The following is a 26108-nucleotide window of genomic DNA, read 5'->3' as shown; positions in this document are numbered from 1 at the left end:
TCCCAGACGCCTCCGGTCACCCCGCCACGCTCAGCGCCGCGTCGAGGACGCCCCAGAGCGGTTTGCGCCGGAAATCGACGTCGAAGGCGAGCGGGCGAAGCGGGCGTCCGTCGCGCCGCCGGCTCCAGTCGTAGAACTGGTACCAGGACTTGTCGTCGGTGTAGCCCCAGGTCGTGATCGTCACCGGCTTGGTCTCGGCCATCACGCAGTCGAGATAGGCCTTGGCCTGATCGGCCACGATCCGGTCCCGCTTCGTCTCGTCGGCGGGCAGGCCCGTGTCCTTCACGTCGAGCTCGGTGATGGCGACGCGGTAGCCGAGCTTCACGACCTCGCGGGTGAAACCCGTCAGGCCGTCGAGGTCGAGCTTGGCGGAACCGTCGAGATGCGACTGGAAGCCGACGCAGTCGATCTCGGCCTTTTCCTCGCGCAGGCGCCGCAGCAGGGCGAGAAGCGCGGCGCGCTTGCGCGTTTCCTCCGGCTTGGCGTGCTCGAACCCGTATTCGTTGTAGCAGAGCAGCGCTTTCGGGTCGGCCTCGCGCGCCACGGCGAAGGCCCGCGCCATGTAGCCCGGGCCCATCCGGTCGAGATAGGGCGTCTGGCGCAGCCCGTCCTCGCGCGGGCTGGCCGGGTCCACCTGCTCGTTGATGACGTCCCAGCGCACGACCCGCCCCCGAAAGCGCGCCACCATGTGCCCGACATAGGCTTCCATGGCGGCCTGCATGTCGGCGGCCGTTTCCAGCTGTGCCACCCAGTCCGGCACACCGTGGTACCAAAGCAGGGTGTGGCCGACCATGCCGAGATCCTTGGTGGCGAGATAGCGCGCGAAGAGATCGAGCTTGGTGCTGTTGAAGACCTTGCGCGAGGGCTGGACGGCGCGCCAATGGAAGTCGTTGCCGGGCACGCAGAGCGAAGCCTCCCCCGCCAGCCGGTCGAGATAGGGCCGGTTGCCGGGATAGCGGTTCGCCGGCTCGCAGAGGCCGAACGGAATGCCGACCCGCTCGCCGGTCTCGCGAAGGCTCGCCCGCCCGGCAAAGGGATCGCCCGCTCCGTCCTGCGCCAGGCTCTCGCCCACCGCGCGCCCGGAGGCCGCCAGGGCCGCCACTCCGCCCATGAACTGTCTGCGATCCAGCATGACGTGCTCCTTCACCGGGGAAAGGGGCCGGGCGGCTGCGAATAGATCACACCCGAAGCGCCCGACTGCACGCTTCTTTATTTGAGTTCGAGATGTTTATGAACCCGATCATTCAAGACAAGAAGATAATTTTCCGTCATCATCCATAGTATATTATAATAACACTATCATCCGGCTATCCCGACTGGACTGCCAGCATGCGGAGCAATACAAAATCCTAACCACGTCCCCTAACCCGGCCGTAGCTTGGCGCCGCGTAGGCTCTCCCGAACGAAAGGGAGAAGACCATGCTCTGGCTGGCGGTGTTTCATCTGATCTCGGCGCTCGGCGTCATCGCCATGGCGGACCGCGCCGTGCTCGTGGAAGACGTGCGGTCCTGACCAGAGCCGCCGTACCTGCTGCCGGGGCGGGCTGACCGCCGCCGCGCGGCTCGGCGCCCTTGCGCCCCTCCCCTTTCGAATGCTCCCCTGCCCTTCGACGCACCAGCCGAAGGGTCGAGCCATGCCGTTGCCAAACCGCGTTACGCCCTTCGGCGAGATCGTCGCCGATCCCGCGCGAGGGCTGTTCATGGGCAATCGCGGCATCCTGCACGACGAGAACCGCAGGCTGGGTACGAGCCGCTGGCGCCATCCGCATTGGATCATCTGCCGGCTCGACTACGGCACGACAGGCCGCGCGCTGATGGCGCCCGGCGCCTATACAGAACTCTTCTTTCTGGACGAGGCGACGGCGCTCGCCGCCGGTCACCGCGCCTGCGCGCTTTGCTGCCCGGAAGCGTTTCGGCGCTTCCTCGCCTGCTGGCCCCTGGATGCGAAGCCGGGCGCAAAGGCCGTCGATGCCGCGCTTCATGCCGCGCGCGTGACGCGCGACCGGCGGCAGGTGACCTATGAGGCCCCGCTCGACAGCCTGCCGGACGGCGCGATGGTGGAGGCGGACGGCGCGGCTTGGCTGGTGTGGCGAGGGCGGCGGCATCGCTGGAGCCCGGCCGGGTATCTCGACGCCGAGCCACTCTGCGCGCGAAGCGTGAATGTGCTGACGCCCGCGCCCACTGTGGACGTGTTGCGGGCCGGATACGAGCCGGTGCTTCACACCTCCCTTGCCGCGTGAAGCGCGCGCGCTCTCAGGCGCGGGCTTGCGCCTCTGCGGCCGCGCCCAGCGCTTCCAATTCGGCCACGGCGGCGGCCACGCCGTCGAACACGGGCAGGCCGAAGCGGGCCGAAAAGAGCTCCGCCAGATCCGCCATGCCGGCGCAGCCGAGCACGATGGCGTTCGGCCGGTCTTCGCTCAGCGCCGCTGCGATCTCCGCCGCCACGCGCTCGCGCGCCGCGCTGCCGGGCTGCTCCAGATCGAGAACGGGCACCTCGGACGCGCGCACCTTCGCGCAAAAGGGCGCGAAGCCATAGGCCTCGATATTCTCTTCCAGAATGGGGACGGAGATCGACAGGGTCGTCACCACGCTGAAGCGCAGCCGGGCGCGCACGGCCTGCCGATAGGCGGCCTCGCCGATGCCGATCACGGGCTTCTGCGTCACCCGCCGCGCCTCCGCCAGCCCCGTATCATCGAAACAGGCGATCACGAAAGCGTCGAAATCCTCGGAATAGCGCTCGATCAGGTGCAGGAGGCCGGGCTCGGCCAGGGCGCCGTCGGCCGGGCCCTGGATCGAGGGCGGGCCGTCCGCGTTGGTGAGCGCGGTGATCGCCGTGTCCGGTCGCGCCGCCGCGCGCGCGGCCTCCGCGATCTTGCCCGTCATGCCGGCGGTGGAATTGGGGTTGATGAAGCAGAGATGCATGGGACCTCTCACAACGTGCCCTTGCCGGCGTCCGAAGCCCCGCGCAGCCGCCGCTGGCGCAGGAACAGGCCGGTGCCCAGCGTCAGCGCGATGACCAGGAAGGAAACGGCCGTGGTGAGCGTGCCCAGCGCATAGATCGCCGGCGTCGTGACCGTCGTGGTCAGGCCCTGAAGCTCCAGCGGCAAGGTGTTCGGCCCGCCGATCGCCTGGCTGGTGCGGGCGATCTCGTCCCAGGACAAGGTAAAGCCGAACAGCGCCACGCCAATGAGATAGGGCGCGATGATGGGCAGCACGACATGGCGGAAGGTCTGCCAGGGCGAGGCGCCGAGATCGCGCGCCGCCTCCTCATAGGCCGGGTTGAAGCGGTTGAAGACCGCGAACATCACGAGAAGGCCGAAGGGCAGCGTCCATGTCAGATGCGCGCCGAGCGCCGAGGTGAAGAGGCCCATTCCCGATTGGTAGCCCTCGCCGCCCAGCCCATAGGCCTTCACGAAATCGTCGAAGATGCGAAACTCCAGCGCGATGCCGAGCGACACGGCGATGGAGGGCAGGATCAGGCTGGCGATCGCGGTGTAGAACAGGAGCGTCGAGCCGAAGAAGCGCCGCCGGAACGCCAGCCCCGCCAGCACCGAAATCACGACGGTGAGCACCGTCACCACCAGCCCCAGCCGGAAGGAACGGCCGAAGGCGGCCCATACGTCCACCACGCCCAGCCCCTGCCAGAGCACGCCGAACCAGTGGGTCGAGACGCCGTTCATCGGGAAGGTCAGTCCACCCTCCGGACCCTGGAAGGAGAGGATCAGCACCGTCAGCGTCGGCCCGTAGAGGAAGACGACGAAGAGCGTGAAGAAGACGGCGAGCGGAAAGAAGGCACGGGAGCGTTTTTCGGACATGGTCAGAGTGTCCTTCGATGATGCCAGGCGGAGGGGGAGCGAGGCATGCTTCCCTCGACGCAAGGAGAGGAGCGCAGTCGATGCCGGCGGCATCGGCGAGCATCCGCGACGCCGCGGAAGGGGGTGAGGACCGGTCCGCCGACCCAGGCATTGTCGAAGGACACTCTAAAGCTCCTTGCGGATGTCGACGACGCGCAGCAGCGCGAAGACGATGAGAAGCACGGTGGCGAGAAGCACCACGGCGTTGGCGGCGGCGATCGGGAACTGGAGATAGCTGATCTCGGTCTGGATCGTCTTGCCGACCGAGGCGATCTGCTGCCCGCCCATGAGGCCGACCGTGATGAAATCGCCCATCACGATGGTCAAGACGAAGATCGAGCCGATGGCGATGCCCGTCTTCGACAGGGGCAGGATAACGTTCCACAGGATCTGCCAGCCCGACGCCCCCGCATCGCGCGCCGCCTCGATCAGCGAGCCGTCGATGCGCAGCATGGAATTGTAGATCGGCACCACCATGAAGAAGGTGAACAGATGGACGAAGGTCAGCGTCACCGAAAAGCTGGAATAGAGCAGCCAGTCCAGCGGCGCGTCGATCAGTCCGATGCCGACGAGCGCCTTGTTCACCAGCCCCTCGCGCCCCAAAAGCGGAATCCACGAGATCATGCGGATGACGTTGGAGGTCCAGAACGGGATCGTGCAGATCAGGAACAGCACCGACTGGATCGCCTTGGACCGCACCTCGAACGCCAGAAAGTAGGCGATCGTGAACCCGATCCCGAAGGTCAGCGCCCAAACCAGCCCGGCAAAGCTCAAGGTGGAGACATAGGTGCGAAAGGTCGTGCACAGCGTCGGCAGCCTGACGATGCAGCGATCGAACACGTCCATGTAGTTCTGCAACGTGAAGGCCGGCTGGATCTGATAATTGTCGTAGGTCCAGACGCTCACCATCGCGATGAAGACGAGCGGCACCACCAGAAACACCAGAAACACCAACGCCAAAGGCGCCGCCTGTAGGTAGGGCGCCAGCCCCGTCCGATCGCTCGCAGCCATACGGCCTCCGTCGCGTGAGGTCTTCGCGGCCGTGGCCGCAGGTTTGCGGGGCTGCCGCCCCGATCCCCGCCCAACGGGCGAGCCACGGGTCTCGCCCGTCCTGCGGACGGAACGAGTTCCCGGACCCTTGCTTTCTTTTGGGACTTCTTTCCCAACCCTGGGAGGGCCAGGGGCCCTCCCAGGGTTGGGACACGCCCGAGAGAAAGAGGGGTCCAGGGGAAATCATTTCCCCTGGCAAGGGGGTGCGGGGGACGGCGTCCCCCGCCAACGTCAGCGCCTTACGCCGCGACGAACTCGTTCCACTTGCGGACCATGTAGGAGTCCTCGTCCATGACGGCGTTCCAGCAGGCGACGGCGCCCATGCGGTCGGCGAAGGAGCCGCCGTCACGCAAGGCACCGGCCTTGGCGATGACCTGGCCTTGGGGGGAGAGGATGTCCTTCTCGGCGGGCTTGCCTTCCATCCAGTAGGCCCATTCGTAGGGCTCCATGGACTTCTGCGCAGTGGGCAGCACGGCGGAATAGTAGCCCTGGCGGTTGAGGAAGGCGCCGGCCCAGCCGGAGAGGAACCAGTTGACGAACTCGTAGGCGGCGTCGAGCTTCGGGCCGTCGAGGGTGGCCGGCAGGGCGAAGCCCGAGGCCCAGGCGCGGTAGCCCTCCTTCAGGGGCTGGAACACGCAGTCGATGCCCTTGGCGCGCACGGCCGTGACGGCGGGCGACCACATGGACTGGATCACGGTCTCGCCCGAGGCCATGAGGTTGACGCTCTCGTTGAAGTCCGACCAGAGGGCGCGGAACTGCCCGGCCTGCTTGGCCTCGATCAGCGTCTCGATCGTCATGTCGATCTCGTCCCGGGTCATGTTGCCCTTGTCGGGATACTTGTACTTGCCCGAGGCTTCGATCGCCATGGCAGCGTCCATGATGCCGATGGACGGAATGTTGAGGATGGAGGCCTTGCCCTTGAACTCGGGGTTCAGGAGTTCCGACCAGGAGGAGATCGGGCGCTTGATGAGGTCGGGGCGAATGCCGAGCGTATCAGCATTGTAGGTGGTGGGGATCAGCGAGATCCACTCGGTGGGGCTGGCGGAGAACTTCTTTGACTTGTTGGCTTCGAGATAGAGCACCTTCCAAGGCGCGGTGCCCTGGCCGCCGATCGGCTTGCCGTCGATCTCACCCTTGGTGAAGACGGTGGTGATGTTGTCGAATTCCTTGATGCGCTTGGCGTCCATGCCCATCAGGTTGCCGGTCGGCACGAACTTCTTGAGCGAGAAGTATTCGGTGTCGACGATGTCGAACGTGTTGGGCTGGGTGATGATGCGCTTGGTCACCTCGTCGGTGGTGACGGGCACGTATTCGATGGTGATGCCGAGATCGGCTTTCACCTTGTCGGCGATTTCCTTGGACTGGTTCACCGCCGTGCCGAGATAGCGCAGCGTCTTGGCCTCCTGCGCGCGGGCGCCGGAGACGAAGGGAAAGCCGGTGACGGAGGCACCGCCCACGAAGGCAAAGCCGGCCACGGCCGAGCCGGACTTGAGGAAGGAGCGGCGCGACAGGCCGGCGGGCTGAACGGGATCGGTCATGCGTAGGCTCTCCGGTTGCAAGGACGGTGGGTGGGTGGATCAGGCGGCCTGAAGGGCGAATTCCTCGCCCCGCGCCCAATGGATGCGGCAAGCCTCGCCGAGGGCGGCGGGGCTCGCGTTGAACTGCTCTTCGGGAATCACGGCGGTGATCTCGCCCGCCTCGCCGGCGGCCAGAACCACGGTGACGGTCGCGCCGCCATATTCGACGCCGCGCACCTCGCCGCTCAGCGTGCGCGCCTCGGCGTTGCCGGCGCCGAGGCGCACCCGGTCGACGCGCACGGTGACGGGACGGCCGTCGAGGGTCAGGACATTGTGCCCGCCCATGAAGCGGGCGACGAAGGCGGTCTTGGGCCGGTGGAACACCTCCTGCGGGCTGCCGGCCTGCTCGATGCGGCCATCCTTCATGATGACCACGAGATCGGCCAGCGCCATGGCCTCGTCCTGCCCGTGGGTGACATGAAGAAAGGAAATGCCGAGCTCGCGCTGCAGGCGTTTCAGCTCGGTGCGCACCTTCAGGCGCAGGAACGGGTCGAGCGCCGACAGCGGCTCGTCCAGAAGCAGGATGCCGGGATCGGTGACGAGCGCGCGGGCCAGCGCCACGCGCTGCTGCTGCCCGCCCGAAAGCTGGGCCGGCATGCGCGTTTCGAACCGGCCGAGATCGACGAGATCCATGACGCGCCGCGCCTTGGCATATCGATCGGCCTTGGAGGCGCCCTTCATCTTCAGGGAGAAGGCGATGTTGTCGAGAACCATGAGATGGGGAAACAGCGCGTAGCTCTGGAACATCATGGCCGTGCCGCGCCGTGCCGGGGCGAGGTCGGTGATGTTGCCGGCGCCCAGGATGATATCGCCGCCCGAAACGCTCTCGTGCCCGGCGATCATGCGCAGCGTCGAGGACTTGCCGCAGCCGGACGGCCCGAGGAAGCAGCAATAGCTGCCGGCGGGAACGCGCAGGTCGATCGCGTCCACCGCCACCGTCGCGCCGTAGCGCTTGGTCAGCTGCACCAGTTCCAGATCGCCCTGCGCCATGCTCTGCTCCAAACCCGTCCGGTTGGAGTGTTTGCAAACCGCGTGCCAATCCCTTCCAATTCGTGAAGGGCAGGCCTGCCGGGGTTGCGGCGGGCGAGAGCGGGAGGCAGCTCGCCACCGGTCGCCCGGAAAGTCGCCCTTCTGCTGAAATTGTATACAGATATTGTATCGGATCGCATCTTTGCCGCATCCACGCCCCATGCGACGATAGGTCGTCCCGTTTCAAAGCCCCGAATCCCATGACCGCCCAGGACATCGCGACCCCTCCCCCCGCCAAGAAAGGGCGCAAGGCGCCCGTCCCGTCCTGGAAGCCGATCTATGACGGGCTGATGAGCGCGATCGTCCATCATCGGATCGACCCCGGCACGCGGCTGGCGGAAGAGGATCTGGCCGAGGTCTACGGCGTCAGCCGAACGGTGGTGCGCTCGGCGCTGCAGACCCTGGCGCAGGACGGCGTCCTGATCATCGAGCGCAACAAGGGCGCGCGGGTGGCGCGGCCGACGCCGGAGGAAGCGCGCGAGATCTTCGAGACGCGCGCCCTGATCGAGCCGCAGATCGCGCGGCTCGCGAGCGCCCGCATGACCCCAGCCGCCCTCGGCCGGCTCGAAGCCTCGATCGAGGCCGAGCACCGCGCGCTGGCGATAGGGGACGCCAACGCCGCGCTGTTCCAGTCCGCCGAGTTCCACCGACTGATCGCGGAGATCGCCGGCCAGAGCGTGCTCGCGCGCATCCTGGGCGAGCTGATGTCGCGCTCCTCGCTGGTGATCGCGCTCTACTGGTCGCGGCGCGAAGCGCTGTGCGACGACCACGCCCATCACGCGCTCGTCGGCTGCTTCGCACGGGGCGAGGGCGAGGCGGCGGCCGATCTGATGCGGCGCCATGTCGAACTGCTCGGCAACAGTCTCGACCTGACGCGCCCCGCCGCCCCCACTCTCGGGCTGGCGGATGTCTTGAAAGCCGTGCGCTAGCGGGCTTGCGAGGCCCTCTCCGGCATCCGCGGCGACCTGCCCGCCACGCCGGCGAAAAAATTGCGGAGCCGCGACAGGGAGCTCTTGCGCGCGCCACAATCAAATGTGCGTTATGCCGAACCGATTCGGATAGCAGGCGGACCCATTCCATGACCAAGGGCCAGAAGAAGGCGCTTCGCCGCGCCGCCATCGCGATTCCCGTTCTGGCGCTGCTTCTGTGGTTCGTGCCCATCCTGACGGCGTTCTGGCTCGTCTGCGGCGCGATCGACGTATCGCGCAACAAGGGCAAGAACCGCCTCCTCGTCAGTCGCTACTTCATGGGCAACGGCATTCTCACCTGGCTGCTCTCGCCCTTCAACCTGTTCGTGGATCTTCTCAGTCGCCGCAACCCGGGCGTCTACACCTTGGACGACTTCCCGCCGGAATGGCGCGCCGAGATCGAGACCGTGCTGGACACGTTCCGCAGCCGGCGTGACGAGATCACGAGCGAGATCGACGCCAAGTTCCATGACGGGCGGCGGGGCATGTATGTCTATCGCTGGTACGGTAAGCCGAATATCGACACGGTGCCGGAGTTCAACCGCGAGTTCAAATACGTCAAGACGATCGCGGTTTCGGTCTTCTCCGGCAAGGAATCCACCACCTGGCATTACGGCCCGCTGCGCCTGACGTTGCGCGTGCTGCTCAACCTCAAGCCGGCCGACAGCGACCGCGTCTTCATCGAGTGCAACGGCGCGCGCCATCTCTGGCGCGACAACCCGCTCTACATTTTCGACGACACGCTGTTTCATCGCTCGGTGAACGAGGTGGACGCGCGGCGCTACAATGTCTTCATGGACGTGATCCGGCCGACCCCGGTGCCGGGTTTCCTCGGTGCGCTCCTTTCGGGCGTGTCGATGATCGCCGACCAGATGAAGTCGCTGTTCTACAAGAACTGGCGCATGATCGGGAACCGGCCCGCCGCCCCCGCGCAGACCACCAAGGGCTGATTGCCCGAACCCTTCTTGCGAGCGGACCCGCGCGCCTAGCGGCGCGCCGGGTCCGTCTCGTTTTCGGGCGCGCGTCGCCCCGCCGGGCGTCCCGCCCTTCTCCCCTTTTCCTTTTTCTCATCGGCCCTGTCGGGCGCTTGGCGGCTGAAATGGCGGACTGTCTTGGTCCTGTCATGAAACGCACCGACAGTCCGCGCCACGACGAACCGGGTGCCTCATGGACTATTTCAGACGCTTTACCTTCCTCTTCGCCACGCCTTCCTTCGACGCCGACGACCTGGAAGGCGCCCGGTACAACCAGATCGTCGACGAGATCGAAAAGTCCGGTTTCGAGGTCGTGCGCGCCCGCACGCTGGAGGACGCCGCCATCTCCGTGCAGACGGACGCGGCCATCGGCTGCATGATGGTGGACTGGGGCAAGAAGGGGCTGGAGGGCAAGACCGCCGCGCTCATCAACCTGATGCGCCGGCGCGGGCTCGACTTCCCGATCATCCTTCTCATCCGCCGCAAGCGCTTCGAGGACGTGCCGGTCGAGGTGCTCGACTTCATCGACGGTTATGTCTTCCTGTCGGAGGAAACGCCGGCCTTCATCGCCAAGAATCTCATCAGCCGCCTCAAGCAATATGCCGAGACGCTGAAGACACCCTTCTTCGGCGCGCTGGTGGACTATGCCGAGGAGGGCAACCAGCTCTGGACCTGCCCGGGTCACAATGGCGGCGTCTTCTACAGCCGCTCGCCGATCGGCCGGGTGTTCATGGAGCATCTGGGCGAGGCGGTATTCCGCGACGATCTCGACAATTCGGTGCTGGATCTCGGCGATCTCCTGACCCACGAAGGGCCGGCGCTCGCCGCGCAAAAGGAAGCGGCGAAGATCTTCGGCGCCGAGAAGACCTATTTCGTCCTCAACGGCACCTCCACCTCCAACAAGGTGGCGCTGGCCGCCCTAGTGACGGACGGCGACCTCGTCCTGTTCGACCGCAACAACCACAAGGCCGCCCATCACGGCGCATTGTTGATCTCGGGCGGCATCCCGGTCTATGTGCCGACGGCCCGCAATTCCTACGGGCTGATCGGCCCGATGGACTTCGCCTCGCTGGACGAGGCGGCGCTGCGCGAGCGCATCCGCACCCATCCGTTGGTGAAGGACCCCGAGGCCTGGAAGAAGCCCCGCCCCTTCCGCGTCGCCGTGGTGGAGCAGTGCACCTATGACGGCACGATCCACAATGCCGAGATGATCCTGAAGCGGATCGGGCATCTGTGCGAATACATCCTCTTCGACGAGGCCTGGGCGGGCTTCATGAAGTTCCACCCGCTCTATGCGGGTCGCTTCGCCATGGGCCTGGCCGATCTCGGTCCCGATGCGCCGGGCATCATCGCCACGCAGTCCACCCACAAGCAGCTGGCGAGCTTCTCCCAGGCGTCGCAGATCCACATCAAGGACCGGCACATCAAGGGCCAGAAGCGGCGCGTGGAGCATCGTCGCTTCAACGAGAGCTTCATGCAGCACGCCTCCACCTCGCCCTTCTATCCGCTCTTCGCCTCGCTCGACGTCGGCGCGCAGATGATGAAGGGCCGCTCGGGCGAAGTGCTCTGGGACGACACGATCCGCCTCGGCATCGAGCTGCGCAAGAAGATCCGCGCCGTTCGCCGCGAGTTCGAGGAGAAGGAGCAGCGGCCGGAACGGCGCTGGTTCTTCGAGCCCTTCGTGCCCGACACGGTCTCGATTCCCGACGCGGCGCGGCCGGGCGCGGCCCATGTCGTGCCCTGGGAAAGCGTGTCGACCGACCAGCTCGCCACCAACCCGGCCTTCTGGCAGCTTTCGCCGGAGGCCCGCTGGCACGGCTTCCGCGACATGGAGCCGGGCTTCGCCATGACCGACCCCAACAAGCTGGTGCTGCTGACGCCCGGCTTCGACGGGGCGAACGGGGCCTATGGCGAGCACGGCATTCCCGCCCCCGTCGTCGCGCAATACTTACGCGAAAACCGGATCGTGGCGGAGAAGAACGATCTGAACTCGCTTCTCTTCCTGCTGACGCCGGGCGTCGAGGCCTCCAAGGCCGGCACGCTGATTTCCGGCCTCGTCGCCTTCAAGCGGCTGCACGACGAGAACGCAGCCCTGGAAGACGTCATCCCGGAATTCTACCGCCGCCGGGCCCATCGCTATGCCGGCGTCAGGGTGCGCGATCTCTGCGCCTCCATGCATCGCTTCTTCCGCGCTGCCAATGTCAGCGCCCTGCAGGCCATGCAGTTCTCGGCCGAGCACCTGCCGGAGATCGCCATGTCACCGCACGACGCGGCGCGCTGCCTCGTGCGCAACGATGTCGACTATCTGCCGATCGATGCCATCGCCGGGCGCATCGCGACCACGCCCTTCGTGGTCTATCCGCCGGGCATCGCGACCATCGTGCCGGGCGAGCGGCTGAGCGAGCGCGCCCAGCCGATGATCGACTATCTCAAGATGTTCGAATCCTCGTTCAACACGTTCCCCGGCTTCGAGGTTGAAATCCAGGGCGTTTACCGCGAAACCGACGAGGCGGGCCGCGTGCGGCTCCACACCTATGTCGTCGCGGAATAAGACCAAAGGTTTCGAGCCCGTCCATGGATCAGGAGAATGAGATCGCGATCCGCCCCTCGCGCGATTCCGACGTGGAGGCCATGCTGGCGATCTATCGCCGGCATATCCATCGCGGGGTCGAGGCCGGGGTGGAGGACAGCGAGACGCCGGAACCCGACGATCTGCGGGACCGGCGCAAGAACCTCAAGAACCGCCGCATGCCCCACCTCGTCGCGACCCGTCGCGGCGAGGTGGTGGGCTATGCCTATGTCGTGCAGTTCCGCAAGCGGCCGGCCTATCGCTACGCCGTGAAGCATTCGATCTACGTGCATCACCAGCATCTCGGCCGAGGCCTCGGCCGGCTCCTGATGCGCGGGCTGATCGATGCCTGCGCGGCGGCCGGCTTCCGGCAGATGATCGGCTATATCGACTCGGACAACGCCGCCTCGCTGGCGCTTCACGCGAGCTTCGACTTCCAGCGCGTCGGCCACCTGCCGGCGGTGGCCTACCGCTACGGCCGCTGGGCCGACAGCGTCATGGTCCAGCGCTCGCTCGGCCCAGGCTCCACCGAGCCGCCTCCGCCCCTGCCGCTTTCGACGCGCTGAGGGCGAAGGCCGAACCCGCCATCAGGTCAAAGGCGGCTGGCCGTTGGAGGCGGTGAGGCCGCCGTCAACCGGCAGGTTGACGCCCGTAATAAAGCGCGCGTCGTCGCTCACCAGAAAGGCGATGGCGCCGGCAATGTCGTCCGGCTCGGCGCCGCGCCCCATCGGAATGCGCGCCTCGAAGGCGGCGATCAGCTCGGGCTGCTCGCTCATGCCCTCGGTGAGCTTGGTGTAGGTCAGCGAGGGGTTCACCGCGTTCACCCGCACGCCGGCCTTGGCCTCGTCCATGGCTAGAGCGCGGGTGAAGTTCGTCACCGCGCCCTTGGCTGCGCAATAGAAGCTGTGGTTCCAGTCGCCGCCCAGCCCCGAGACGGACGAGACGTTGACGATCGAGCCCTTGGACTGGCGCAGGGCCGCGATGGCCGCCCGGCTCATCTGCACGACGCCGTAGAGATCGCTTTCGATCACCTTCGTGAAGGCGGAGAAGTCTCCCTCGTCCAGCTTGCCGAGATGATCGACGCCGGCATTGTTGACGAGAATGTCGAGCCGGCCGAAGCGATCGAGCGCGAGATCGACCAGCGACTGGCACGCCTTGCCATCGGAGACGTCGCCCACCTGGATGGCGACATCCGCCGCACTGAGGCTCGCCGCCACCCGCTTGAGCTCCGTCTCCTCCTTGTCGCAGAGAACGAGCTTGGCGCCCTCGCTGGCGAAACGCCGTGCGGCGCCTTCGCCGATGCCGGACGCCGCACCCGTGACGATGACCACCTTGTCGCTGAACCGTGCCATGCCGATACGTCTGTCCCTTGCCTGAGGATCGGCGCCGTGCGCCGCTTTGGGAGGACAAGTCCGCCGACCTCGACCGGGTTGCAGCCGCGACGAAGCGCGCACCGTGCGGCTTTGCCTGGCAATTGCAACCGTCAGGTTCGGCCAGCCGCTCCGGCGCCTCCCCAACCCTTGCCACTCGCATGGTTAACCAAGGTTAATCACGCCGGCGCGAATGGTAATTTGCAGGAGCTAACTCACTGCGCTGCAACAAGAAAAAGCGACTGCATTTTTTACTGATAAACGTATTGATAATAACCCAATATTCCAGCGATAATACATTCCACGGCGGCCGATGAGCCGATCTATTCAGCTTCGACGAGGCAGACGATGTCACTGGTTGCTTTGCCAGAACGCGATCTCGCGACTCCGCAAATGCCCCTCCTTGTCGCGCCGAGCCCGGCGCCGGTGGCTGTCGCGTCCGAAATCCACCCGCCTCGCCCGGTTTCGTCGGAGCCGGCGGCACAACCCAGCGATCCGCTGGCAGAGCTTTCCAGCCTTTGCCAAGCGCTGGACGCTCGCATCCGGCAGGGCGCGGCGGCCCATGCGCAGGCGCTGCGCCGCCTGTCGATCCTGCGCCGCGCCAATGAGGCCGGGCAGAACGATTTCGCCGGGCTGGAGCGCCATCTCGCCCATCCCCGCGAGGCCGCCGCCCTCGTCTTCTGCTCCCGCGCCGAGCGGGAGGATCGCCGCGTCTTCGTGTCCGCCGGGAGCGAGGGCGTCGCCCAGCTCCTGCCGGCCGCCAGCAGCGGTCTCGGCACGGTGGAGCTGCGGCTCCACGCCGTGGACGCCCGGCCGGGCGCCCGGCTTCATCTCGATCTCGTCGCACTCAACGACCACAGCAGCCTGTCGCGCTGGAGCCTGCCGCTGGACCGGCTGGCGCCCGGCTGGGTGGCCTTCGCGCTCGACCGCGAACCCTCGGGGGCGCCGCGCCTTCTGGAACTGCGCCTTGCGGTGGAGGGGCCGGAGGGCGCGGGCGTGACGCTGGGCGGCGGCGAGGACATGCCGGTGCGCCGCTTCCGGCTGCGCTCCGGCGGCGCCGAGGACAAGGCGATCCTGCCGGCCGCCATGGAGCTGCGTCTTTGGACCGGCTCGCCCGTTCTGCCGGGCGGCGCGCTGCCCTTCTCGGCCGCGCCCGGCCCCCTCTTCGCGGAGGCGGGCGCCGGCCTGCCGCTGTCGCCGACGCTCATGGTTCAGGCCGAGCACGTGAACCGCGAGGACGCGCCGTTCGAATTCACCGCCGTGCGCCCCCTGCCGGGCGAGCGGGCGGTGGAGTGCCATCCGCTGGCCGAGGGCCTGACGCTGGCTTCGCTGCCGCTGCCGCCCGGCCGCCTGGTTCTGGAAGCGCGCGCCCAGTTGCGCGTCGCCAATCCGCGCTCGCGCGAGGTCGAATTCGCCGCCGTGCTGGCGCCCGACGCCGAGCGGGCGAAGCTGCTTCTGTCGGGAAAGGCGCAGCCCGAGCCGGGCGAAGGCGCCTCATCCTGGGTGGCGGCAGGGCCGCGCACGCCGGGTTCGCTCAGCGTTCTCGCCCGCTCCGGGCCTCGCGCGCCGCGCAGAGAGCCTGCCCGCCTCTTCCTCGCCACGCGCATGGCGCGGCCGGGCCAGGCCGATTTCGCCTGGGCGCGCTTTGCCGACATCGCGCTGCGGATCGGAACATGATCGGCGCGCGGCCTCTCGCCCTCGGCGCCGCTGTTCTGGCGCTCGTCGCCGGCTCGCCCCTTTCGGCCGCCGCGCTCCTTGGCGTCGGCACGCCCAATCTCGGTCGCGAGACGCAAGCGGAAATCTCAGCGACGCTGGACGCCGTGGAGCGCGCCGGGTTCCAGCGCATCCGCCTCGGCTGGAAGCCGCCCTATGACGGCGCCCGCCGCGCCCTGGCCGAGGCCGCCCGGCGCGACGTCGCGGTGCTCGTCACCCTGCCGCTGACCGGGGCGGAAACCGCGCGCGAGGGCACAACCGCCCGGCCGGCGCGGGACGGTTTTTTTCCCGCCTATGGCCTCTCCACCCTGAACCCGGCCCGCGTCGAGGCCGAGGCGGCGGCGCTGCTTCAGGCGGTGCGGGACAGCGGAGCCGAGCTCATCGGCCTCGAGCTCGGCAACGAGATGAACTGGTCGGGCTACAATGGCGATCTCGCCCTCCAGCCCGCCGGCAAAGGCCGTGTCGCCGCCGATCTCGGCGCTCTGTCCGCGACGGAGGCCGAGGCCCTGCGCGCGGGCATAGCGCTCTATGCGGAGAGCGCGCGCCGCGTCGCCGCCCGGCTGGCGCAGTCAGAGCCCGCCGCGCCCTTGCTCGTCGGCGGGCTGGCGGATGTGAACGACGCCTATGTCCGCCAGCGCGGGGCGACGCTGCTTTCCCCCGACGCCTTTCGCGCGCTTCTGAGAGAAGCCGGCGTGTTCGAGACCGTCGGCGCGGTGGGCGTCCATCTCTACGAGCCGCTGCGCCTGAAGCGCGGCGACGAGGCCGAGCGCGTGGCGCTTCTGGAACAAGACCTGAAGCCCTGCGGCACGCCGGCCTTCGCCGGGCGCCCCTGCTGGCTCACCGAATTCGGCAGCGCCGAACCGGCCGAGGCGCGCTGCGACCGGACGGATGCGGAGCGCCGGGCGCTGCTTCAGCCGGTGCTGCGCTATCTCGCGCGACCGGAACAAGAAAGCCGCGTGAAGGCGGCCTTCTGGCACGATTGGGAAGGCGACGGCGCCTTCAGTCTGGTGCGCTGCGGCGTGGCCACGACGCTCGCCAACGATCTGGCCCGCGCCCTTCCCTCCAAGGCTCCCGGGCCCGCGACCGCCCCCTGACCCTCCTCCCCGTTCCTCACCCCCTTCGGAACGACAGCGAAAGGACCGACCCCATGAAACGTCTCTGCTTCGGACGCCAGCCGGCCGACACGCGCTATCGCTACCATCCCGGCCTGCCCTTCTCGGAAGGCCTGCCGCGCTCCAACGACGCGAGCTACGCCGCGATCAACCGGAATTTCTATCTGACCTCCAACAAGGGCAACATGCTGATCGGCGAAGGCGCGGCGCGCATCTTCGACTGCGACCGCAACTACAGCGCCATGCTGAGCGTCCATGTCCTCTACAATCACTATCAGGGCTCGGACGACGCGATCGGCTGGATCAACAAGAACTTCGACGCGCTGGTCCTGCCCATGGCCAACGAGATCCGGCCCAATCTCAACCACCGTTCGCTGGTGGACGCGCTGACCGAGGTGAAGATTCCCATCGTCGTTCTTGGCATGGGCATGCAGAACGATCTCGGCCCCGACATGTCGGAGCTCGACCCCAGCACCGCCGAGCTGCTGCATCTCCTCGACGAGAAGGCGCATATCTTCGGCGTGCGCGGCTTCTACACCGAGGCCTGGCTGCGCAGCCAGAGGCTGAAGAAGCCGGTGGCCATGGGCTGCCCGAGCATGATGCTCTATCCCCGCAACATCCTCTCCATCAAGGCGCCGGAAGGCGGGGCGGCGGGAAAACGCTTCATGACGGCGGGCTATCTCACGCCGCAGTCGCGGCGCGGGCTGCAGCTTGCCCGCTTCTTCGAGGGGCAGGACGTGTCCTACGTCTTCCAGGACGAGATCTTCGCCTTCAAGAGCGAGCTGGCGGACCGGCGCTTCTTCAACGACGCCACCAACCAGCTCGACCCCGCCGCGCTGAAGCCGCTGATGGACGCGGCGCTCGGCACCGACACGCCCTTCCGCCGCTATTTCCACTTCGACAGCGTCGAGTCCTGGCGCCAGTCCTATAGCTGGCACGACGTCTTCATCGGCGATCGCTTCCACGGCGCCGTCGCCGCGCTGCAGACGGGCCTGCCTACTGCCATCCTGCACAAGGACCTGCGCGTGAAGGAAATGTCGGAGTTCTTCGGCATTCCCAACGCCACGATGGACGAAGCCCACACGATGGGGCTCGAGGCCTTCATGGCCAAGCATCTCTCCACCGAGAGCATCGCGCGCTTCCACCAGACCTACCGCGAGCGCGTGCGCAACTTCCAGTCCATTGCCGAGGCCGGCGGGCTGCGCTTCGTGGATCGCATCGAGGACGATCTTTTGGGCGCCGCCCCGGCACGCGAGCTGGATCTCGTCGCCTGATGCGCCCGCTCCGCGTCACGGTGATCGGCGGCTCCAACACGGTGATGGAGCCGGGCTATCTCGGCCAATCCCTTCGCGCCGCCGCGCTCCGTGGCGTGGAGATCGGCGAGGTCGAGAACCTCGCCATCGGCGGCACCACCAGCGCCTGCGGCCTCTACCGCCTGAAGACGGCGGCGCAGCTGGAGGAGAGCGACGTTCTCCTGATCGAGTTCGCGCTCAACGACGCCTTCATCTATGGCGACGAGCGGCGCCCGACCCGGCATTGGGCGCGGCTCTACGAGGGGCTGCTGCGCCATGCGCTGGCGCGCAATCCGAAGCTCAAGATCGTCTCTCTCGTCTTCGGCGCGCGCTCAGGCAGCTTCCTCCAGTCGGTGCCGGCGATCGACGCCGGCATCCACTACCTCTCCGCCTGGTATGGCACCTCGGTGGTGGATGTCAGCCGCGAGCTGCTGCGCCGACATGGGCGCGAGGTGGTGGAGCATCCCGGCTTCTATGCCGACCAGGGCCATTACGCCCGCCCGCTCGCCACCGCCATGGTGGCCGAGATCGTGGCCGACGCCCTGGTGGAGGCCGCCCATGCCCCGCCCCGCGCCGGCGCCCTGCCGGAGCCGATCGACCCGTCCGAGTTCGGCGCGGCCGGCGTGGTGGAGGCCGCCGATCTGGCGGCGCTGGCCGGAACGCAACTGCGCCGTTTCGAGAACCGGCGCTTCGGCTTCGACGGGTTCGACGCCGAGGCGCACGAGATCCACTTCCGCCTCGCCGGCGGGCAGCTGCTCGGCCTTCTCTATGTCGCGGAAGCCGCCACCGGCACGCTGGAAATCGAAAGAAACGGCGCCGTCCGCCAGGCAGCGCTCGCCAAGGGCGGCGTCACGGCCGGGCGCTTCCGCTTTCTCGCCGCCCTGCTGCCGGCGGATTTCCTTTATGGCACGGCGCTGGTCTCCGGCCAGCCGGACGGCGGAACCTATCGCCTGAGGCTGGCCGCCGCGCCCGACCCCGCGCTTCTCCATGTGCCCAAGGACAGTCTCGCTGGCCCGCCACCGTCCGGTGCCGCCACGCTGCCGATCCTCGGCCTCCTCCATTCCGGCACGTTGAGCGATCTCGCCGTTCGCCCGCGCGCCGAGCTTGCCGCTCCCAGCCGCTCCCAATCCCCCCTCGCTTCCCAATCCGTTGCCGCCTGACCGGAAGGGTCCCGCCTCTCCCATGCCCAGCCGCACCTCGATTCCTCACCGCGCCGCCTCGCCGCTTCCGCCCCCCGCACCGCCGCAGGCGACCTCTACGGCCCTGGTGGCCGCCGCGCCCCGCTCGCTCGCCTCGCTCCTGTTGGGGCCGATCGTCTTCAGCTGCGACGCCGACCCGGCGGCGCGCGCGCCGGCCGGCTGCCCCGTGCTCACCCTTCTGCGCTTCGAGCGCGGCGTGCCGGTGATCCTTTGGGGCGGCGCGGCGCGCCCGCTTCTCGACGCGCCCGCCCTGCCGCTCGCCATCCTCGCCGGCGAGCCGGAGAGCGACACGCCGCGCCGGCTGGTCGCGTGGCTCGGTGAGCGCGGCCTCGCCCCGCCGCCCGTCCTCCCTTGGGAGAAGGGCGGCGAGGAGATGGCGCTGCGCCAGTTGGCCGCTCTCCTACGCCGCGATGCAATCGCCGCCGATCGCAGCGCCGAGCGGGCGCGGGCCGACGTTCGCCGCGTCGCGCTCATGAACCGGCGCCTGCGCGAGCGCTTCACCTCCGCCGAAGAGGCCCTGACGCGGCGCGGCGCCCTGCCCTTCGCCGTAGCGCTCGCCAACGAACCCGCCCGCTCCCCGGCGCAGACCCTGCCGCTTGGCGAAGGCACCGGCGCGCTGCGCCAGATCCTGCCGCTGGCGAGCACGGGCCTTGCCGCCGTCGCGGTGCATCTCAGCGGTGTGCCGGAGAGCGGCGCGGCGCCGCTTCTGGCCGAGCTGCGCACGCTGGAGGACGGGGCGACGGTCGGCCGCTGGGCCGTGCCGGGCGAGCGGCTTTCCTCCGGCTGGGCCGTGCTGGCGCTGGCCCGTGCCCTGTCCGGGCAGCAGCGCACGCTGGAACTCCATCTTTCCGCCGGGCCGGAGGGTCTGCCGGTGCAGGTCTCGCTCGGCGTCGAGCAGCCCATTCCCGATTTTCAGGTGCAGGCCCCGGGGCTCGGCCCGATCACGCCCAACGCGCTCGCGCTGCAGCTCTGGCGCGGCCTGCCCGGCGCCGGGGTGCCGGAGGTCGAAGGTCACCACCGGCCGGCCGGCGAGCGCCCGGCGCGCGGCGGGTTTCGCGAGCGCGCGGTGGCCCCGGCCCGGCTTCTTCTGGCGAGCCACGCCAACCCGGACATGGTGCGCTTCGAGTTTCCCGCCGTCGAGGCGCCGCCGGGCGAGGGCTCGGTGATCTGCCATCCGCCGAGCCACGGCTTCACGCTCGGCATCCTGCCCGGCGCGGTGCCGCCCAAGGCCGTGCGCGTTTCGGCCAGCGTGCATGTCGCCAACGAGCGGGCGCAGGCGGTGGACTTCGCGCTCTGTGCCGCCCCCGATGCGGAGCGCGCCAAGGCGCTGTTCGAGGGCCGCGCCCGGCCGGAGGCGGGCGAGGCGCTGGGCGCCTTCTGCCGCGTGCCGCATGGCGAGACCCGGCGCATCAGCGCCTTCGCGGCCGGCCTTGGCGAAAGCGCTCAGGATCTCTTCATCGCCACGCGCATGTCGACGCCCGGCGACAACAGCTACGCCTGGGCCCGCTTTTCCCATTTCAGCGTTCTGGAGCAGCCATGACCGACGCTCTGACCGAACGGGCCTCCGCGCCCGCCCGCCGCTTCGCGCCGCGCATCGCCGTGGTGATCCCCGTCTACAAGCATTCCGCGCTTCTGGCCGAGGCGATCGAATCCGTTCTCGCTCAGACCGCGCCCTTCGACATCGCGACCATTGTCGTGGACGACGGTTGCCCCTTTCCCGAGACGGCGGAGGTCGCGCGCGCCTATGCCATGGCGCACGCCAACGTCTTCTATCTCCGGAAGCCCAATGGCGGCCTGTCCTCGGCCCGCAATGCCGGCATCGACTATGCGCTGCGCCACTTTCCCGGCTTCGAGGCGATCTATCTGCTCGACGCCGACAACCGCGTCACGCCCAACGCGCTGGAGGTGCTGCTCGCCTTTCTCCAGTCTCGGCCGGACATCGACTGGGTCTATCCCAATATCGACAAGTTCGGCATCAGCTGGAGCGGCAACTACACGACCGAATACTCCCGCCTCCTGCACCTGACCTTCGACAATATCTGCGAGGCCGGCAGTCTCGTGTCGCGGCGGATGATCGATGCCGGCGTGCGCTTCGACGAGACGATGCGCTCGGGCTTCGAGGACTGGGACTTCTGGCTGCAGGCCATGGGGCGCGGCTTCAAAGGCGCCAATCACCCCCATTTCGGCTTCGAATATCGCCAGCGCGCCGAGAGCATGCTGCGCGACAGCAACCGGACGCGCGAAAGCATTCTCTCGTACATCCGCCAGAAGCATAAGGCGCTGTTCCAGCCCGATACACTGATCGCCTGCGAACATGCCGAGGCGCCGCGCTATGCCTCGATCGGCATCGGCACCTATGTCGTGCGCGCCTTCACCGACCCGGACGTGGCCCATGAATCCTACGAGCTCGGCGAGTTCGTGCGCCGCTTCTGGGCCGCGCGCAACGAGCCCGACACCTATGGCGCGCCGCCTTTCCTTCTCTGGATGACCGACGCGCAGCGGCGCGCCCTGTCGCGCATGAAGCTCCTGCACAATGTGCTCTGGCTGGGCGAGCGCCTGTCGGAGCGGTTCAACTTCGTCGCCATCCGCTTTCGCTCCGCGCCCTCGCGCATGGAGATGGAGGTGCGCCCGGTTTCGGCCACCGAGCCGCTGGAGGCCAAGCTGTCGGGCTGGATGACGACCCATCGCATCCTTTCGGCCTGCGTGGACGACAAGAGCGACGACTGGGTCCGCACGCTGCGCCAGCCCCATCCCGGCCCGAGCGTCGTGGAACTCGTCATCACCGCGCCCTTCACCCCGCGCGAGATGCAAGGGGCCGTGCTCTCTCCCACCAACGCGCTTCTGGCGACGCTCGGCGCCTTGCGCGATTCCGGCTTCCGCGCCGCGCGCGGCCAGAAATGGATCTGGCGCGAAAGCTATCTGCCGGACCGCTCGCGCTATCACGAACTGCTGCGCCGCGCGCTCGGCACCGAGGCGGTGATGCCGCGCCTGCCCGCGCCCGAGCGCCCCTTGCGCGTCGGCATGCTCCTGCCGATCGCCAGTTTCGGCGGGGTGGAGAAGGTCGCCTTCGCCCTGTCGCGGGTGCTCAAGGCGGCCGGCTGCGAGGTGCATCTCTTCATCCTCGGCAAGCCGGTCTACGAACTTCATCGCGAGAACGAGGGGCTCTTCACCTCGGTCAACTTCCTCGCCTCGGACTATCCGATCTGGGGCGGCGCGCATGTCTATAGCGGGCACGAGCTTTTGATGGAGGGCGACGAGGCCGCCATCGCGCCGACGCTGATGGGCCTTCTCACCGGGCTCGACGTGATCGTGAACAATCAGGTCGCCTCGGTGAACTCGGTGCTCGGGAGCCTCCGCCGCTCCGGCGTCAAGGTGCTGAACTATCTCCATGTGCTGGACCGCACACAGCACGGGCGCGACGCCGGCCATCCTTATCTCGCGCTGGCCTTCGAGCATGTCTACGACGCGCTGCTCACCTGCTCGGAAGACATGGTGGACTGGCTCCACGCCATGGGCGTGCCGCGCGCCAAGCTGCTGCATGTGCCCAACGCCCCGAGCTACGAACTGGCCGAGGCCGACCGGCTCGCCGTTCTGACCGACCGACCGACGCGCCCGGCCGGGCCGCTGCGCGCGCTCTTCATCGGCCGGTTCGACGCGCAGAAGGGCGTCGAGCGCCTGCATGGCTGCGCCGGCGAGCTGGTGCGCCGAGGCGTCCCGGTCGACTGGCGCGTGGTCGGCCGCGACGTGCTTGACGAGGGCGCCGGCCAGTCCTGGCAGGCGCGCTTCGCCGAAATCGGCATCGCCACCATCCCGCCGCTCTACGACCCGCGCGATCTCACCCGCGCCTTCGGCTGGGCCGATGTCGTGGTCATGCCGTCCCGCTGGGAAGGCGCGCCGCTCACCATTCTGGAGGCGCAGCGCGTCGGCTGCGTGCCGCTTTCGACCGCCGTCGGCGCGGTGGGGGAGCTGGTGAGCGACGGGCAGGACGGGCTTCTCGTGCGGGCCGAAGGCGAAGGCGCCGTGGCGCTGGCCTTCGCGGACGCTCTGGCCCGGCTGGCGGGAGACCGGGCGGAACTGGCTCGCCTTCGCGACGGCGCGGCCGCCAGAGCTGCCGAGACGCGCTGGGAGCGCTCGGCCGAGGGCGTGCTGAAGCTCCTCGACGGCTGGTTCCCCAAGCGGCTCGCCAACCTGCCCAAGGGCGCGCCGCGCTTGATCCAAGTGCGCGCCAAGCCGACCGTCGTCGCCAAGCCTGCCCGCCTCGCGCCGCCGCGCCCGGCTCCGCTGGTGGCGCCGCCGGTCGTGTAGCTCCAAGATCTCGAACCTTCAAAAAGGCTCGTCGCTCCAAGCGGCGGGCCTTTTTCGTGCCGCCGTTCTCTCAACGAAAAGAGGGCGCCCGGTTCGCGCCGGACGCCCTCCTGTTTTCAGGATGCGGGAAGTGCTGCCGGTCAGACCGGCTCCGCCACGGGCGCGGGAACGGTCAGGGATCGGTAGAGGGCGAGATGCTGCCGGGCGGCCTCGGCGGGCGGCTCGCGCGGGCGGATGCCGCCGCGCAGCCGGCGCCAAAGCTTGGGATCCCTGGCGCGCATCAGCGTCTCGGCCAGAGCTTGCGGGTCACCGGGCGTGAAAAGAAGCGCGTCGCGCTCCGCCGTCAGCTTCTCGGCGAGCCCGCCCAGCGCCGCGCCGATCACCGGACGCCCGGCGCAAAACGCCTCCTGCACCACGAGTGGCGAGTTCTCCCACCAGCGCGAGGGCACGACGACCCAATCCGCCTCCGCCATCAGCCGGGGCAGCGCGTCGCGGCTATAGGCGCCGTGAAGCGTCACGCCGGGCGGGGCTTGCGCCAGAAGTCGGGCGATCTCCGCCTGGAAGTCTTCGCGCTGGCGCTCCAGATTCGCGCCGTGGATGGCGAGTTCGCAGCCCTCCCATTCGCCTACGGCATGGAGGCGCACCACCGCCTCGAGAAGGAGATCGACGCCCTTGTAGGGGTTGATCTGCCCGAAAAAGGCGAAGCGCCCGCGCCTCCGCCCGGCTGGGCCGGAGCGGCGCGGGCGAAGGCGCGGCAGGGCTTCAACCGCGTTTTCGAGACAGGTGATGCGCTCGGCCGGCAGGCCCCAGTCGCGATAGCGCGCGGCGAGAAAGGCGCTGGGCGCCAGGAAGCGGTCCACCAGCGAGAAGAGCGCGCGCAGCGTGGCGGCGCGCGAGAGGAAGCGCTCGGGCGTGTGCTGGGGAAAGCAGCCGGCGCAGCGCGCGGGGCTGGATCGATCGCAAAGCTCCATCGTGCCCGGGCGCACCATCTGCCCGTCCTGCCGGCAGATCGGCTGGTATTCGTGCAGCGTCAAGACGAGGGCTGCGCTGGGAAAGGCGCGGCGCAGCGCGAAGAGGAGATCGGCGCCGAAGCCGAGAACGTGATGGAGATGGATTGTGTCCGGCTGGAACGCGGCCAAGGCCTCCAGCACCGCGCGCGGCTCGGCCGGGTCGCGCGACAGGAGGCGGAACGGATCGATCGCCTGCGCGGGCACGAAGCGGACGCCCGGCGCGCCTTCCCCGCCGGCCAGCGCGTGCCCCTCGGGCACGCAGGCGACAAGCAGAGCCTCCACATCGTCCCGCTGACGAAGCGCCTGAAACAGCGTGTGCGCCGCCAGCTCCGCCCCGCCCGCCGAAAGCGCGGGATGGCCATGGGCGAGAACAGCGACGCGGTGGGGGCGCGTCACCGGACACTCACCGACGGGCGCGCCAGGGTGCGCAGCTCGCCGGCCCGCCGATCGGCCCGCCGGGCCAGCCGCATCCAAGGCCCGGCCGCGCCGGATTCGCGCGTCGTGGCAAGACGCACGGCCGGCGTGCGATGAAGGCCGAGGCCACCGGCGAGAAGGCGGCGGATCGTGTCGCGCTCCTTCTCGTCCGGGTCGAGAAAGGCGCCTTGCGCGCTGCCGAGCGAAAGAAGCCGCGCGCGGGCAACGAGACAGCCGTCGAGCCGGCGGTTCTCGCCCCGGTCGCTGGCGCGCCGGCCGAGCGCGGCGGGAATGGTGATGCCGGGCTCCGCATCGTCCAGCGCCGGCAGCACGGCTTCCGCCCCGGCCGCCGCGCGAGCCGCGATGAGCACCGAGAGCCAGCGCGGTGTCGCCGGCACGACGCGGGGGGTGAGGAGGCACACGAGTTCGGTCTCGGCCCATTGCGCGCCGGCCATCAGCGCGTCGGTCGCGTCCTCCAGATCGCTGGCGAAGACGAGGCGCAGGTTCAGCCCGTAGAAGGCGCTCGCGCGCTCGATGTCGCCGGCCTGGACGCCGAGATCGCGCGCCTCGCCGCAGACGAGAATGGGCAGCAGCGCCAGCGCCGGATCGTCCGCTGCCAGCAGCGCCAGAAGCGGCGCCACGCCCTCCGCATCGCCCGCGCAGCCGATGACGAGCGTCGCCAAGGCTTCCGGCGCCGCCTCGCCGCCGCGCATGCCGATCAGCCTCGGCACCGCGCCGGGCAGCCGCGCAAGCGCGGGGGCGACCTGGCGATCCACTACGTCGAGCGAGGCGGGCAGGTCGGGGTCGAGCCGGCGCAGCGCCGCCCGCAGAAGCGGCACCGCCCGCCCCGGCCGCACGACGAGCGGCACATGCAGCGGCGGCGCGCCGGCCATGTCCAGCGTCAGATGCAACTCGTCGCCGCCGGCGCCGGGCTCCGGCACCAGCGCGACGAAGCCATGAACCGCGCCCGGCGCGCCATAGGCGGCAAGGCGGGGCTCGTCGCCCAGCGCCTCGGCCGCGTCGGGTCGCGGCAGGATCGCCCAGTCCCCGTCGAGCCGGCGGCGCGCCTCGCCCTCGCAAAGGTGAACCGACGCCACCAGCCGCTCGGGGTCGAAGAGCCAGCCGCTGAGATAAAGCCCGGCGGCCCCGAGGCGAGCGCATTCGTCGATGCCGACGCGCACCGGCAGGGGGGAGCGCGCGAGCGTGTCGGTGCCGTCGAACCGGCTCGCCGCGCGCCCCAGCCGCGCCCGCGCCTCGCCCGCGCGGCCCGCGTCCAGGATCTCGCGCAGGAGATTGACGGCGGTGCCTTCACTCAAGAGCTGCGCGCTGGCGTAGCGTGGCAGAAGGGCGGAGGGGCCGGCCTCGGCGGGAAAGAGCAGCCCTTCGATAGCGCCGGGATCGGGCACCTCGCCGCAATCCACGATGCCGTAGAAGCCGGTGGCGGGGCCTGTGTCGGGCCGGTCGCGCCAGCCGGCGTGGAAGCGACCGGGAAGCACCCGTGTGCCGGCCTCCTCGCGCAGCAGCAACAGGGCTCCCGCGCCGGGTGCGGGCGCCGCGTCGCACCAGCCGCCGACGAAGAGCGCGCCCCCGCCGAGATCGGCGAGGAGTTCGAGCGTGCCGGCCTGGCGCATGGCGGGCGCGGCGGGCTTGGGAGCGGGGCTGGCGGGGGCCAT

20 protein-coding genes are annotated in these 26108 nt (G+C 68.9%); 11 read left to right on the top strand and 9 right to left on the bottom strand.

Going from position 1 to position 26108, the window contains the following annotated elements; translation table 11 throughout:
- Positions 1-16: 16 nt before the first annotated feature.
- Positions 17-1132, bottom strand: coding sequence for an endo-1,4-beta-xylanase (locus M673_RS05655; RefSeq protein ID WP_061974338.1), 1116 nt, complete (start codon positions 1130-1132; stop codon positions 17-19).
- A 501-nt stretch (positions 1133-1633) separates the two neighbouring features.
- On the opposite strand from M673_RS05655, the gene M673_RS05650 reads away from it, so the two are divergent.
- Positions 1634-2239, top strand: a complete 606-nt coding sequence (locus M673_RS05650) for a hypothetical protein (protein WP_061974336.1) — start codon at positions 1634-1636, stop codon at positions 2237-2239.
- Positions 2240-2252: 13 nt separating this feature from the next.
- On the opposite strand, the gene M673_RS05645 is transcribed toward M673_RS05650, so the two are convergent.
- The 5 genes from M673_RS05645 to M673_RS05625 all read right to left on the bottom strand — a co-directional run bounded on the left by M673_RS05645 (position 2253) and on the right by M673_RS05625 (position 7470).
- Complete coding sequence (locus M673_RS05645; protein WP_202968032.1) at positions 2253-2933, bottom strand: aspartate/glutamate racemase family protein; 681 nt, start codon at positions 2931-2933, stop codon at positions 2253-2255.
- Positions 2930-3814: an ABC transporter permease gene (locus tag M673_RS05640; RefSeq protein ID WP_061974332.1), complete on the bottom strand. Its 885-nt coding sequence runs from the start codon at positions 3812-3814 to the stop codon at positions 2930-2932. The genes M673_RS05645 and M673_RS05640 overlap by 4 nt, the downstream gene beginning before the upstream one ends.
- 165 nt (positions 3815-3979) lie before the next feature.
- Positions 3980-4864, bottom strand: a complete 885-nt coding sequence (locus M673_RS05635) for an ABC transporter permease (RefSeq protein ID WP_061974330.1) — start codon at positions 4862-4864, stop codon at positions 3980-3982.
- Positions 4865-5142: 278 nt separating this feature from the next.
- Positions 5143-6441, bottom strand: coding sequence for an ABC transporter substrate-binding protein (locus M673_RS05630; protein WP_061974328.1), 1299 nt, complete (start codon positions 6439-6441; stop codon positions 5143-5145).
- Positions 6442-6480: 39 nt separating this feature from the next.
- A complete protein-coding gene (locus M673_RS05625) occupies positions 6481-7470 on the bottom strand; it encodes an ABC transporter ATP-binding protein (RefSeq protein WP_061974326.1) in 990 nt (329 codons plus the stop codon).
- 239 nt (positions 7471-7709) lie between these two features.
- On the opposite strand from M673_RS05625, the gene M673_RS05620 reads away from it, so the two are divergent.
- The 4 genes from M673_RS05620 (at position 7710) to M673_RS05605 (ending at position 12586) form a co-directional block, all read left to right on the top strand.
- A complete protein-coding gene (locus M673_RS05620; RefSeq protein WP_082639190.1) occupies positions 7710-8438 on the top strand; it encodes a GntR family transcriptional regulator in 729 nt (242 codons plus the stop codon).
- Positions 8439-8587: 149 nt separating this feature from the next.
- Positions 8588-9427: an aspartyl/asparaginyl beta-hydroxylase domain-containing protein gene (locus M673_RS05615; protein WP_061974324.1), complete on the top strand. Its 840-nt coding sequence runs from the start codon at positions 8588-8590 to the stop codon at positions 9425-9427.
- 217 nt (positions 9428-9644) lie between these two features.
- Positions 9645-12002, top strand: coding sequence for an Orn/Lys/Arg decarboxylase N-terminal domain-containing protein (locus M673_RS05610; protein WP_061974322.1), 2358 nt, complete (start codon positions 9645-9647; stop codon positions 12000-12002).
- A gap of 23 nt (positions 12003-12025) precedes the next feature.
- Positions 12026-12586, top strand: coding sequence for a GNAT family N-acetyltransferase (locus M673_RS05605; RefSeq protein ID WP_061974320.1), 561 nt, complete (start codon positions 12026-12028; stop codon positions 12584-12586).
- A 21-nt stretch (positions 12587-12607) separates the two neighbouring features.
- On the opposite strand, the gene M673_RS05600 is transcribed toward M673_RS05605, so the two are convergent.
- Complete coding sequence (locus M673_RS05600; protein ID WP_061974318.1) at positions 12608-13372, bottom strand: SDR family NAD(P)-dependent oxidoreductase; 765 nt, start codon at positions 13370-13372, stop codon at positions 12608-12610.
- A gap of 411 nt (positions 13373-13783) precedes the next feature.
- On the opposite strand from M673_RS05600, the gene M673_RS05595 reads away from it, so the two are divergent.
- The 6 genes from M673_RS05595 to M673_RS05570 are packed head-to-tail and all read left to right on the top strand — an operon-like array spanning position 13784 to position 23011.
- Complete coding sequence (locus tag M673_RS05595) at positions 13784-15067, top strand: DUF6212 domain-containing protein (protein WP_061974316.1); 1284 nt, start codon at positions 13784-13786, stop codon at positions 15065-15067.
- Positions 15064-16197 carry a hypothetical protein gene (locus M673_RS05590; RefSeq protein ID WP_061974314.1) on the top strand — a complete coding sequence of 378 codons (1134 nt, stop codon included), beginning with the start codon at positions 15064-15066 and terminating at the stop codon, positions 16195-16197. Before M673_RS05595 ends, M673_RS05590 begins: the two co-directional genes overlap by 4 nt.
- 53 nt (positions 16198-16250) lie before the next feature.
- Entirely contained in the window at positions 16251-17489 is a 1239-nt protein-coding gene (locus M673_RS05585) for a polysaccharide pyruvyl transferase family protein (RefSeq protein WP_061974312.1), read from the top strand.
- Positions 17489-18667 (top strand): SGNH/GDSL hydrolase family protein, encoded by a 1179-nt coding sequence (locus M673_RS05580; RefSeq protein ID WP_061974310.1) that lies wholly within the window; start codon positions 17489-17491, stop codon positions 18665-18667. Before M673_RS05585 ends, M673_RS05580 begins: the two co-directional genes overlap by 1 nt.
- A gap of 22 nt (positions 18668-18689) precedes the next feature.
- Entirely contained in the window at positions 18690-20246 is a 1557-nt protein-coding gene (locus tag M673_RS05575; protein ID WP_061974308.1) for a DUF6212 domain-containing protein, read from the top strand.
- On the top strand, positions 20243-23011 hold the full coding sequence (locus M673_RS05570) for a glycosyltransferase (protein WP_061974306.1): 2769 nt from the start codon (positions 20243-20245) through the stop codon (positions 23009-23011). The genes M673_RS05575 and M673_RS05570 overlap by 4 nt, the downstream gene beginning before the upstream one ends.
- A 140-nt stretch (positions 23012-23151) precedes the next feature.
- On the opposite strand, the gene M673_RS24070 is transcribed toward M673_RS05570, so the two are convergent.
- Both M673_RS24070 and M673_RS24525 read right to left on the bottom strand, forming a co-directional pair.
- Positions 23152-24417: a glycosyltransferase family 4 protein gene (locus tag M673_RS24070; RefSeq protein WP_061974304.1), complete on the bottom strand. Its 1266-nt coding sequence runs from the start codon at positions 24415-24417 to the stop codon at positions 23152-23154.
- Positions 24414-26108 (bottom strand): hypothetical protein, encoded by a 1695-nt coding sequence (locus M673_RS24525; RefSeq protein WP_061974302.1) that lies wholly within the window; start codon positions 26106-26108, stop codon positions 24414-24416. Before M673_RS24525 ends, M673_RS24070 begins: the two co-directional genes overlap by 4 nt.

Origin of the sequence: Aureimonas sp. AU20 (assembly GCF_001442755.1) — a bacterium.
Classification (GTDB): Bacteria; Pseudomonadota; Alphaproteobacteria; order Rhizobiales; family Rhizobiaceae; genus Aureimonas.
This window is presented reverse-complemented; position numbering and strand designations above follow the sequence as displayed.